The organism is Clostridium senegalense (assembly GCF_018916625.1).
Classification (GTDB): domain Bacteria; phylum Bacillota; class Clostridia; order Clostridiales; family Clostridiaceae; genus Clostridium_J; species Clostridium_J senegalense.
On the sequence record NZ_JAHLNC010000010.1, the window covers coordinates 40,279 to 53,481 of the forward strand.

The 13,203-nt window shown below is 27.3% G+C and carries 10 protein-coding genes; 3 read left to right on the forward strand and 7 right to left on the reverse strand.

The annotated features are described in order from the left end of the window. From KQI36_RS15110 to KQI36_RS15130, 5 genes are all read right to left on the reverse strand, one after another. Complete coding sequence (locus tag KQI36_RS15110) at positions 1-1,116, reverse strand: hypothetical protein (RefSeq protein ID WP_216451624.1); 1,116 nt, start codon at positions 1,114-1,116, stop codon at positions 1-3. Beyond that, entirely contained in the window at positions 1,098-2,336 is a 1,239-nt protein-coding gene (locus KQI36_RS15115; RefSeq protein WP_216451625.1) for an ABC transporter permease subunit, read from the reverse strand. Before KQI36_RS15115 ends, KQI36_RS15110 begins: the two co-directional genes overlap by 19 nt. Then, a complete protein-coding gene (locus KQI36_RS15120) occupies positions 2,336-3,202 on the reverse strand; it encodes an ATP-binding cassette domain-containing protein (RefSeq protein ID WP_216451626.1) in 867 nt (288 codons plus the stop codon). The genes KQI36_RS15115 and KQI36_RS15120 overlap by 1 nt, the downstream gene beginning before the upstream one ends. 99 nt (positions 3,203-3,301) lie before the next feature. Continuing rightward, positions 3,302-4,417, reverse strand: a complete 1,116-nt coding sequence (locus KQI36_RS15125; protein WP_216451627.1) for a sensor histidine kinase — start codon at positions 4,415-4,417, stop codon at positions 3,302-3,304. Beyond that, on the reverse strand, positions 4,407-5,102 hold the full coding sequence (locus KQI36_RS15130; RefSeq protein WP_216451628.1) for a response regulator transcription factor: 696 nt from the start codon (positions 5,100-5,102) through the stop codon (positions 4,407-4,409). Before KQI36_RS15130 ends, KQI36_RS15125 begins: the two co-directional genes overlap by 11 nt. 471 nt (positions 5,103-5,573) lie before the next feature. On the opposite strand from KQI36_RS15130, the gene KQI36_RS15135 reads away from it, so the two are divergent. Together KQI36_RS15135 and KQI36_RS15140 are read left to right on the forward strand one after the other, a co-directional pair. Next, on the forward strand, positions 5,574-9,005 hold the full coding sequence (locus tag KQI36_RS15135) for a putative mucin/carbohydrate-binding domain-containing protein (RefSeq protein WP_216451629.1): 3,432 nt from the start codon (positions 5,574-5,576) through the stop codon (positions 9,003-9,005). Positions 9,006-9,307: 302 nt separating this feature from the next. Then, positions 9,308-9,871, forward strand: coding sequence for a DUF6143 family protein (locus KQI36_RS15140; RefSeq protein ID WP_199870164.1), 564 nt, complete (start codon positions 9,308-9,310; stop codon positions 9,869-9,871). 64 nt (positions 9,872-9,935) lie between these two features. Here KQI36_RS15140 and KQI36_RS15145 read toward each other — a convergent pair whose 3' ends face one another. Together KQI36_RS15145 and KQI36_RS15150 are read right to left on the reverse strand one after the other, a co-directional pair. Then, complete coding sequence (locus KQI36_RS15145) at positions 9,936-11,552, reverse strand: beta-N-acetylhexosaminidase (protein ID WP_199870163.1); 1,617 nt, start codon at positions 11,550-11,552, stop codon at positions 9,936-9,938. Between the two features lie 342 nt (positions 11,553-11,894). Next, the gene (locus KQI36_RS15150) at positions 11,895-12,485 is read right to left on the reverse strand and encodes an HDIG domain-containing metalloprotein (RefSeq protein ID WP_199870162.1); all 591 of its coding nucleotides are present in this window, start codon (positions 12,483-12,485) and stop codon (positions 11,895-11,897) included. A 162-nt stretch (positions 12,486-12,647) separates the two neighbouring features. On the opposite strand from KQI36_RS15150, the gene KQI36_RS15155 reads away from it, so the two are divergent. Then, positions 12,648-13,199 carry a helix-turn-helix domain-containing protein gene (locus tag KQI36_RS15155; protein WP_199870161.1) on the forward strand — a complete coding sequence of 184 codons (552 nt, stop codon included), beginning with the start codon at positions 12,648-12,650 and terminating at the stop codon, positions 13,197-13,199. Positions 13,200-13,203 lie beyond the last annotated feature (4 nt).

The following is a 13,203-nucleotide window of genomic DNA, read 5'->3' on the forward strand; positions in this document are numbered from 1 at the left end:
TTAAACTTCCTTTCTATTAATGGAAAAAGTTAATGCTATAAAAGAGATTATAAATACTATTAATACTTCAATCATAATTTCATATGGTTCCCAAATTCTGAAATCTAAAGAAAATTCATTCATACTGATAAACACCTGATGAGTTGATATAGGAATTGCATTTAGTAAATATTTTATTAAATTTGTTGAAAATGACATAAACTTACTTACAATTATATAAAACATATTTAAACCAACACCTATAGCCATAACTACAGTGGTTTTCTTTAATTTTAAAGATAAATATCCCATTACCGTAGATAACGCAAAAACCCCTATAACTTCTGCCATTGCCATAATTAATATAGTTTGTCCTATTGTAAAATTACCATAAGAAAATAATGAAATCATTTTAAAGCTACTTTTTAATCCTTTAAATCCAAACTTAGAACTTATTATAAATACTGTTCCTAGAGTAGCTATTATAGTCAATAAAACTCCATAAATAATTACTGGTAAAACTCTTATGAACATATTTTTTTTATAAAATTTTGTTGTCATAATAATATCCATACTACCATCTTCAAAACTCTCTGAATAAGTACTTACTGCAAAAAATGTTACTAGAAATGCAATTATCATATAGATGATTTGAATGTTTCCTAGTACAAAAGGATATATTTGATGTCCTTCATATTGCTTAAATGGAATCTTAACTTGATTTAATTTCTCCTTAGCTATTTCTTGTTGTGAAGAAGGAAGTTTCTTAATTAATGCCTCAAACTTATATTTCCAACATTGATAAAAATCTTTTGCAAATTTATCTGGAAAATCCTTAACTTTATTCTCAGTATATAAAATACCTGGATAAGCATTAACAAGACTATTAATAATATATAGTTGAGATATATAACGTGATTCTTCAGATTTTTCATCACGAACTTTTTTAAGTGCAACTAAAAGCTCATCTTCTTTAATATCACCTTCATAAAAATACTCTTGTTGCAAATTATAGCTTGTGTCATTTTCATCATGTATTAACATAAAATTTAAACTTAATGTAATAATTAAAATGCCGATTATAGAAAATAGAACATATTTTGTAAACAAGCGGCGTTTTATTTCTTGAAACAACATTTTATCCCCCTCCTAACGTAAGTCCATGAAGTCAATATCAAACTAATTAAAATTAGTAACATACTTATTATTAAGCTTAGTTTGAAAGATAATATTGCTTTGCCAAAAATAGAAACCACCGGAACCCCAATATTAAAAAAAGAAAATATTACACTTCCTGGTAAGATAAAATTAATAAAACTTATTATAGAATTACTTGCATCCATCATTAAAGACAATATGAACCCACTAATAATTACTAGCACTATAATGCTCATTGCTATTGAAGTTTTCTTACTTATAGATGAAATAAAAGTAGTAAATGCAGAAATAGTAATTATTCCTACTAATCCAAAAATAATCATATTTTTCATAAGTTCATCTAAATTATAAGGTAGCACTGTTTTCATAAATACTTGAACTGATGTTTGAAGGGCATCTGCTGGTAGATAATGCTTTAAAATTACTACATATGTTCCCATTCCCACAGTATATATTAAAACTGCCATAATTATTGGTAACAAAAGTTTGGGACATAATAAATTTTTTCTTCCTTTTTTAGTTGTGGATATAATTTCATCTAAACCACTTTCCCTGTCTCTTGCAACAATGCCACTTGAAAAGAATCCAGCTATTATTAAAAGAATAAAAGTAAAAATTTGTATATGTTCAGCACCCTCACTCCAAACCTCATAACCTCCATAGTAAGTGTATGGTTTTTCTACTTCATTCCACATTTTTAAAGCTAATTCTTTTTCAGCTTCATTTTTCAACTTTAAATTCATCATATGCTCATAACATATATCTTCATTTTCATAAAAACTTTTTCCTGCATTCTCAGGAAGTTTTGCATATCCATTTATAGATTCTCCCCTAATGTTTTTCAATTGAAAATTCTGCATTACTAAACTATCAGCATAAACAGCATATTGTAATAAGTCTTTAGTAATTTCCACATCACTTTCATCATCACTTCTTAATGCATTAACAAATGCATCACGCCCTTTTTGAAATTTATCTTCAGTCATTTTTCCAGCAGTAACATTTCTATCCTTAGCTGCAACTTCTATTGCTGCTTTACCTTTATATTCTTTATAACACCCTACCTGCATAAAATCTGCTGTGGCTCCTCCTATAATAAACCAAGCCCATAAAACAGCAAGAATTATAGAAATCAAAATATATGATATAAATCTTTTTGCGCTTATTTGACGTTTAAATTCAGAAATAAACAGATCCATTATTTAACCTCCTTTATTGTTGAAAGGTAAAAATCATTAAGATTAGGTTTCACTTTTTTACTATTTTCTAATGGTTCTTTTGCAATATATCTAATTGCTACTAATCCATCTCCTTCATTTCTAAAATTCATTACTTTATACTTCTTTTCTAACCTATGAATCTCTTCTTCTCTTACCAATGCTTCAAAAACCATACCATCAATAGAATTAATTAAAGCATTACTTTCTCCATATTCAATAATTGCTCCTTTTTCCATAAGTATAAGATAGTTTGCGATAAATTCTATGTCAGAAACAATATGAGTAGATAAAATAATAATCTTTTCCTTACTAATTGTTGTTAAATATTGACGAAAGTTTTTTCTCTCTTCAATATCTAAACCAGCTGTTGGTTCATCAACAATTAAAATACCTGGATCATTTAACATTGCTTGGCAAATACCTACTCTTCTTTTCATACCTCCAGAAAGCTTATCTACTTTTTTACGTCTTACATCATATAGATTAAACTGTTTTAATAAATCTATAATCCTTTTATTTCTTAATTCCTTATCAATTCCTTTTAAAGAAGCTATATATTTTAGAAAATCCTCTACGGTTTGATTTTTATCGTAACCAAAATGTTGAGGCAGATAACCTATTTTATCTAAATACTTTCCACCTAAACTAGAGATTGAATTACCATCAAAAAATATTTCTCCTTTACTAGGCCTTAGATTTCCTACCATCATTCTCATAAGTGTTGTTTTTCCAGCTCCATTATGTCCTAAAAGTCCCCATATTCCAGGTGTAAAATTTAAATCAACATCCTTTACAGCCTTTAAATCTTTAAATTCTTTTGTCACTTTGTCAATTTTTAATTCCATGTTATTCCTCCTAAATATAAATAAACCTTTGTCTTACCATTAGTTTATCAATGATTGAACAAAGGTTTATTTATGATTTATTTAGAATTTATAAAGATTTTATAAAGATTTTGGTAAATGAATAATAAATTTAGTATGTCCTTTTAAACTTTCTGCTTTTAATATTCCATTATGTCGTTCAACAATCTCTTTTGCAATAGCAAGTCCTAAACCAGAACCAGATGATTGACTTCTAGCCTTATCTCGACGATAAAATTTTTCAAATATAAGCTCAAGTTCTTGCTTAGATATTATATCTCCATCATTTTCAACAATTATAATTACTGAATTATTTTCCTCTTTACCAGTTACTTTAATAATTGAATCATTATTACTATAACTAATTGCATTTTTTAATAAGTTATTTAAAACTCTCGCTAAAAGTGTTCCATCACCATAAATTCTAAGATTTGATGAAACATTCAAATCTAATTTCAATTGTTTTGGCAATAGTAATGGATATAATTCGTCAGTTATTTGTTCAAGAAAAAACTCTCCATTAATTTCTGTTTTATTTAAAGGGATATCTTGAAGATTAAATCTTGTAATATCAAAAAATTGATTAGTTAAATCCTCCAAATGATATGCCTTGTCCAGCACTCTCTTTAAATATTCTTTACGTATATTCTCAGCTACTTCCGATTCCTCTAAAATATTAAGATAGCCAATAATACTAGTTAATGGTGTTTTTAAATCATGGGCAAGATATGTAACTAAATCATTTTTCTTTTGTATTTCCATTTCTATACGTTGTCTTATCTTTTCTTTTTCATTTAAAATTGATTTAATTTCCATATCAATCACTTTAAACTCTTGAACTTCACTTGGATTTTCTCCATTTTGAAATAAACTTATTCTTTCTTCAACTTGCTCTAAAATTTTTTTATTTTGTCTATTTTTTGATATTTTAGAAGCAAAATGAACACATATTTCTAAAATTAAAAATCCTCCAACAGCAAGAAATGTTAATATATCTCTTAATCTATCCCATCTAAAACTTCCCCTTATAATATGAAATCCACCTACACTTAATGCTTCTTCTCTATCATCAAGAATTGTTCTTACAAAATACTCTGCTACACTTCCTTCTAAATAACCATCAATAAATATAAGTACAAATATATATGCTATAAATGCAATAATATAAAAATTCCAGTTCCACTTCTTACGCTTCAATTATGTAACCTACCCCCCATACAGTTTTAATATATTGCGGTTTTTCAGAAGAATCACCTATTTTTTCTCTTAAATTTCTAACATGTACTGTAATAGTATTAGTTGATTTTGAGAAATACTCATCATCCCAAATTAAATGAAATAATTCCTCTCCACTTAAAACTTGTCCTTTTCTATCTAATAAAGCCTCTAAAATCTTAAACTCAGTTGGTGTAAGCTTGACATCTTCTCCATTGATGTTTACCTTTTTGCTTTTCTTGTTTAATATAAGACCCTTATAATAGATTTTATCTGAGTTATCCATATCAAATTCATTCTCTCCGTATTGATTATAACGCCTAAGTTGTGCTTTTACCCTAGCAATAACTTCTAATGGATTAAATGGTTTTGTAATATAATCATCAGCACCATAACTTAATCCTAATATTTTATCCTGATCTGCATTTTTAGCTGTAATCATTATAATAGGAAAATGATATTTTTTTCTTATATTTTTGCAAATAGTAAGTCCATCTATATCAGGAAGCATTAAATCTAAGATAATTAAATCTAGTTTATTATCTATTTGTTTCATAGCTTCATATCCATTTTCAGCTTCTAAAATCTCATAAGACTGACCTTCTAAATAAATCTTTAAAATTTTTCTAATATCTTCATCATCTTCAACAATTAATATTTTCTCCATAAAATCACCACCTTTATTGATTCATATATTTATTATACATAATTTAAATATATTTTTACAAAAAAATTAATAATAAACATAAATGTTAAATATAACTTAAAATATTCTGTTAATATTTACGTTATTCTTTACTAATTTCTTTTATTTTTTAGTTTACAATATTTTTAATAACTTAATTTTTATTATGTAAACTAAATGTTTTAAAATATTATTCGAAAATATTATTGTAATGTAGGATTCTAAGTTTTAATTTAAATTTATTTCTGAATTATTTGTTACTCCCCCGAAACAAATGTAATTTTATTTAAATTTAAATCTTAACTTATTTACCTATATTTCTAGATATTTTTTAAATCTATTTATTCTAAAATTAAACCTATTCATTCCCTTTATATTTAAATTATGTATTTTTATGTTATACTCATCCAAGAATATTAGGGAGATTATTTTATTATAAGGAGATGATATTAAATGAAGAATTTTGTGAAACTTTTAATTATTCAATTATTATTCATTGGCTTTACTTTAGGAAATTCAATAAATGTTTATGCTAATGAAGTAAAACAAAAGGAACTTTATATATTAGAAGATCCTACATGGCTTAGACAAACTGGTTTTTCTAAAGGACTAGGCCATGACCGTCAAGACTTAGGAATTATTTTACCTGCAAATGTCCAATTAACTATTAAACAAGTAAATCCTAATTTTAGAGGAAATTTAACTTTACGGTTGTTAAATGATAACAATAAGCATGAAACATCCCGTAATTTTAATCAAACACAAATCACCGTATCAGTTCCTTACAGTTCTGTACCTTTTGTAGATACTGTATATAGTGGAACTGAAAAACCTAAAATAGAATATACAATAACTAACAATATGCAAACGTTACCTATCTATAAAAAAGGTCAAAATCAACAAGACTTTTTTTCTCAATGGGATAGAACTTCAGCTCCCTTTGCTTTAGTAGTAGACGATTATTTTCAATTATTAGTACCTCAAAAGGATAAAGCATTTATGAAGAGAATGAGAGACTTTTCTTCTATAGATGAATTAATTCTTTATTATCGTGATATTTTCACATATTATAATAAATTATCTGGAATTAGTTTTGATACTAATATTAAAACTAATAAAAATGTTCCTAACAAATACTTTATAAAAGCTGACATAAGTGGACCTGGTGGTGGTTATTATGGTGGTAATCATACAGCTGAAACATCAGATTCTGTAGCTAGTTTTTGGTTATCAAAAGGTTGGGGTGCATTACATGAGATTGGTCATGGATACCAAGATAACTTTACAAGAGGAGAAGTATGGAACAATATTTATGCCCATAGTTTTCAGCAAAAAAATTTAGGTTCAGGAATATATAATAATGGTTGGTTATATGATTATGGAAGAAAAAACATTGTTGATAGCAATATAGATAATTTGTTACACAAAAGCCAATCAGCCTTTAACACTTGGGGCCTAAGAGAACAACTTTATGGTTTTATACTTTTAAAAAATAAAGCCGGAGATGATAGTTTTACTCATTTTAATCAAGAATACCGTAAATTAGCTAACTCTAATGGATTTAACATTAGTGATTATAATCAATTTGATTTACTTAGCAAAGCTTATGGAGAAATAAGTAAACTTGATTTTACTCCAGTTATTGAGTCATTTAAGGGTAAAATGAGTGATTGGCAAAAAGAATTAAATCGTTATCAAAATTATAAGCCTGTTGCAATTTTAAATGAAGTTGTTCCTACTAGCAAAGTTTCTGAAATTCAAAAAGCATTAAACTTAGAAACTCCTTTATCATTAGTGACTACAGATGATTTAGCTAGAACTGGCCTAACTGGAAACGTAACTTTAAACATTAAAATCGATGACTTTAATCAAATAAAAAATCAAACTATTTATTTAATGAATGGGGAAAAAGAAGTAAAGAAAGTTTCTATTACATCATCTAGTATTTCATTAGGTCAACTTCCAATTGGTATTTATACAATTTATTCAACAAATACCAATAATAAATGTTATACACTTGATACTCATTATTTAAAAGTTAAGGAATCTAATAATAACGTAACTTTAAATTATAAATTACGTACGAAAAGCGTATTACTTAATCAGGAAATTGAATTTTTAGGATTAGGCGATGATAAATTTGCTAGTGCTCATGTTGATTTAGAAAATCAACACTTAAACATTGAGGTAACTTCTAAGGACCCTCATAGCTATTTTCCTAATGAACAATATGGTAAAATCGAAATTTTAGATACTAATGGAAATATTACTTACTCAAAAGTAATGAACGGTACAAACACAACTTTAGAGCATAGTAGTCAAATTTTAAAAGAAGGTTATAAAATAAGATTATATCATGCTGAACCTTCAAGGTTAAAAATCAAAAATAATAAAACTACACTTACTAATAATAAAACTAATACTTTAGTAGTTACTTCCCAAGGACTTAAGAATGAAAATTTAAGTCAAAATCTAAATCAAGAACTTGCTACATCAATAGATACTTTTGCTTCTAAAATTTATGAAAATAAACTACTAAGCCAAAGTAATTGTGCAGAATCAAAAATAGAGTTAAAACTAGCTATTAACTCTTTAACAGAACCTCTAAAAACACAAATGTTAACTAAATATAAAGAGCTTTTAAAAGAGAATCCAACAACTAACGAAAACGAAAATGAAGGCTCTGCATTCTCATTTGATTTTAAAGGTTATAGTGATAGATTATTTGCCAAACTTAATTTAGATTTAGAAAATTTAAATGGTAAACTTACAGTGGAAAATATAATGCCACACTATTACTTTAAAGATAGTTATGCATCTATATTAATTCAAGACAAAAATGGTTCAAGTATTTTCTCTAGAGATTTTATAGGAAGCGAAACAAATAATAACTTAGTTGAAGATATACCTTTACAAGAAGGATATTATATCACTATAAAGCATAGAGAACATTCAAATAGACTTTTTGTAAATAATGATACCAAAAATATATCACTTGATAAAAATGCTGTTAATTCATATAAAATTATGAAAAATAAATTAGAATCAATTAATGAAAGTGATATACCAAACCCTAGTAAAAATCCTTACCTAGGTGAAAAATTTAATATTACTTTTAAAGGCTTAGGCGATTGGATTTTTGCAGAATTAAATTTAGATTTAGCATCTAATCAAGCTAATATTGATATAAAAAAAGGTGAACCCCATGTTTACTTTACAGATAGTTATACTTCAGTTGCAATTAAAGATTCTGAAGGAAATGATGTTTATACAAAAGACTTTATTGGTAATAAAGGAAATGATGCTCTTGTAAAAGATATTTCTCTAAAAGCAGGCTATTATTTAACAATAACTCATAAAGAACCAAATAACCGCTTAATAATTACTAATACAATTAATAAGCTAGAATTAGATAAAGATACAACTATAACTTATAAAATAACTGATACTGGATTAGTTAAATCTTCAGAAGATGAAATTCCAGTCCCATCTAATCCAATATATTATGGTAATGAGTTTAATACAGTTTTTAAAGGATATGCTGATAGAGCTTTTGCTGAAATGAATATGAATTTAACTGAAAAACAAGCAACAATAAACATATCAGATGGTATTGTTCATAGCTATTTTTCAGACATTTATACTTCAATTTTGATTGAAAATAGCAAAAAAGAAACTGTATATTCTAAGAACTTTATTGGAATTAATAACTATTCTAAAAATAGTGAAACAGTGACTCTTGAAGAAGGCTCTTTAATCACTCTTACACATTTAGAATCATCTAATAGACTAGAAATAATTAATAAAGAAAACCAGTTTTCTCTTCCAAAAAGTAACTCCGTTACTTACCAGGTTGTAGCTGGTGGATTGAAAAAAATTAATTAATAAAAAATCTTAGGTAAAAGCTTAGTAAATAAAACTTACTAAGCTTTTGTCTAGCTTAAAATTATTTTAATTAAAGTTTCTCGTGGTAACCCTTATAAAATTTATCCCATATACTAAATATACAGGTATATATAGAGAAACAAGTTCCAATTTAAGTTTATTTAATAACTTTAAAATAGTTTTATACAAAATTTAGTGTTAAATTCTAAGTAATTCAGAACATGTCTCACTATACAACTATAAACTTAAATAATTTTTAAAATCTATTTACTTGTAATACTTTAATAGGAGTTATAAACGTGATGAAATATATAAATAATTGTAATAATTCTATTTTACTGCCTAATCCAATAACTCAAGTTGCTAGTATGCCTTATCCTTTATATCTTTCCCTTCAAGGTAAGTATTTTGTAGGACATTCAGATGAACTAGAGTTTGGTAATAATACTAATGCATGGGCAGGTTTAATAAATCCTAGTTGTTCAGGGGTTAATCTTCATGTTTATGTATGGACAGTTACTAATTCAGGTAAATATCCAATAAATGTACAAATATGGTTTAATTCAAATCTACCTGGTTCACCATATGTATCAGAGTTTGTTACCCCATCAAATACAGCTCTTTGTCCATTGCCTAGTCCAAGAGTAGATCTGCTTCAAGCAACTGATGTTATAGACAAACCTATTGAAGGTGTTAATGCCTATATTAGAACAGCACCGCCTGATACTACAATCGTAGCTGAAGAAGATGGAAAGTTTATTTTTCCACCTGGCGGCTCATTTATTGTTTTTTTATCAAATCTAGAAAACCCAAATGAACCTGCTAAAGGCACGGTTTCCTTTGGATGGTGGGAAGAAAAAATTTAATAATGTTTTTTAATATTAAAAGACAGGCCATAAAAACCTGTCTTTTTTTATAAAATTATTTTGTTTACTTTTTCTCTACTGTCCATATGTTCTCATCTTTATAATAATTTATCCCTTGATTTTTCATTCTTTCCCCTTGACTTTTCAATCGATTTTTATACTCATCCCAATTTCTAGCATTTTTAGGTGTCCACCCTATTTCAGAATACCCTAATAATCTTGGATATATCATATAATCCATAGCTTCTGTATTTAAGATTGTTTCTGTCCATAATGGTGCTTCCACACCTAAAACTAATTCTTTTGGAGCATAATCTGTAGGATCCCATTTATATGCAGTTTCAACTGGAATATATCCTGCCCAATCTAATCCATATGGAGTATTTTCATTATACTTCATATCTAAATATGCTTTTTCTGCAATTGAAATAATCATTTTCATATTTTTTGCTCTAGCTGCTTCATTAGAATCTTTCCAATTTTGTAATATCACACTTGAGTTTATCTTTGATGATGTATCAATTGGATCCCATCCTATTGCGGTTTTTCCATACTTTTCAACTATCTTAGATACTCTTCCTACAAAATAATCATAATCTTCTTTTTTAGTGCTATCCGCTTCATCTCCTCCTATATGTATATACTTAGAAGGTGATATTTCAGAAACTTCTCTTATTATATCCTCAATAAACTCATATGTTTTTTCATCATCAGTCATTAATGAACTAAATCCTACTTTTGTATCTGTATATAAAGGTTTCTTTTGACCATCTTTATTTAAAAATCCATAAGAAGCTAGTGCTGCATTAGTATGACCTGGCATATCAAATTCAGGAACTATTTCTATATATCTTTCTGCTGCATACTTAACTAAATCTTTAAATTGTTCTTGAGTGTAATACCCTCCTGGTCCTCCTCCTACTTGAGTACTTCCACCTATATTAGTCAAATCTGGCCATTTTTTAATTTCTAAACGCCATCCTTGGTCATCACTAAGATGTAAATGTACCTTATTTATTTTATATTGAGCTGCAAGATCTATTTGACGCTTAATTTCATCAACAGTAAAAAAATGTCTAGCTACATCAATCATTACACCTCTATATTCATACTCTGGTTTATCCTTTATAGTTGAAACTGGAATAGTCCACTTTACATCAGCAGTTACAGTATTTTTTTCAATATCTGATGGTAATAATTGTCTTAGAGTTTGAACCCCTCTAAAAATACCTTCTGGCTTGTATCCTATAATTTTAACGTTTTCAGGGGTAGTTATTACTTCATACCCTTCATTTCCCTTATCTTTATTTGCACCTACAGTGGTTAAATATATACTTCCTGATGGAACATTATTGCCCTTAACAATTTTCAACTCAAAACCTGTTGAAGGTTTTAATTTTTCTTTTAAAAACTCTGCAATTTTAACAATTTCTTCTGTTTCTTCTTCAGTATTTCCTTTTACATATATGGAACTATTTTTTGTAAGAGTAAATGCTCCTTCACCACTTTCATAGTTTAAAGGCTTAGGAATAATATTATTTACAATATTACTTTGCATAGAAAAAGTTGGCTCCACTTTATTATTTTCATCTAAAATTATTATAGAAGAAACTGCTACTAACACTAAAAATACTATTAGTATATATACAGTTTTTAAGTGCTTTGTATATATATTCTTCATTAGCTCACCGTCCTTACATTTTTAAAATCAATGTTTAATTTATAATATATTATTCATTAATTATTTTGAAACCTTCTCTCTTATTTTGCACCTAAATATCGTAGTATATACTATAATTTACTAATAAAATAATATTTAGTTATATATCAAACAAAGCCTGTCCTAGAAAAGCACGTCTATCATTTCTAGTAAAAAAGTTACTAGTAATAACTGGTCACTTTTAACTTTTAATCAAAGATATGTAATACGTTCAATGTGTAGCACCGTAACAAATGGGGCATATCACTCCTCTAACCTCAGTTAGTTTTGCAATAGCCCCTTTTAATAACTATTTATTATATATTAATTATTCATATATTCTGCCATTTTTTTATTAATATCAGCTTCACAAAAGCGCATAGCCATAATTGTTTCTTCAAGCAGTTTATTTAGTTCCCATCCAAGCATTTCTGCACCTTGTTTAATTACATCACGTGAACATCCTGCTGCAAATTTTTTATCCTTAAATTTTTTCTTAAGACTTGAAAGTTCCATATCCATAACACTTTTTGATGGACGCATTCTTGCTGCTGCACCTATTAATCCTGTAAGTTCATCTACTGCAAACAATACTTTTTCCATCTCATGCTCTGGTTTTGGTTGTTCTTCTGCACAAAGACCGTAACCGTGACTTGCTACAGCTCTTATTAGTTTTTCATCAAGACCATAATCTCTCATAATCTCTTGTGTTTTACTACAATGCTTTTCTGGATACATTTCAAAATCTAAATCATGAAGTAAACCAACCATTGACCAAAAGTCCGCTTCTTCTTCATACCCTAATTCTTTTGCAAAATATTTCATAGTTCCTTCAACTGTTAAAGCATGTTGAATATGAAATACCTCTTTATTGTATTTAGTAAGTAGTTCCCACGCTTCTTCTCTTGTTATCATAATAAATTCCTCCTCTTAAATTTAAAATACAATATTTAATTTTTGTTGATTCTTTTAACTCTTTGATATATAATACTTTACGAATGTTAAATATATTTAACGTTTATTTTATTTTACTTATGTTAATTATAATTGTCAATATGATTATTGGAGGTTTCTTTAATGAATATAAATTTTATTATTGCAGAAAACTTAAAAAATCTTAGAACTGAACGAAATTTAAGTTTAAGTCAACTTGCTGGCTTATGCAATGTAAGCAAAGTTATGTTATCTCAAATAGAAAAAGGAGATACTAATCCTACTATAAATACTTTATGGAAAATAGCTAATGGATTAAAAGTTCCTTATACTTCATTACTTGAGCAAAAAGAACATGATACTCAAATTATAAAAAAGAATGATACTGATATTCAACTTAGCGAGGAAGGACATTATAGAGTATATTGTTACTACACTAATACACCTTATCGTAATTTTGAACTTTTTCAAATTGAACTAGATGAAAATTGTACTTATAAATCTGTAGGTCACTCTGAAAAATCAGAGGAATATATAATGGTGTTAGAAGGTGAATTAACTTTAGAAATAAATGGTTCTAATTATAAACTAACTCCTAATGATTCAATAAGTTTTTTAGCATCACATGAGCATGTATATACTAACAGTGGAAAAGGAACTTTAAAAGCTACAATAACAAATTTTTATCCTGTTTAATATT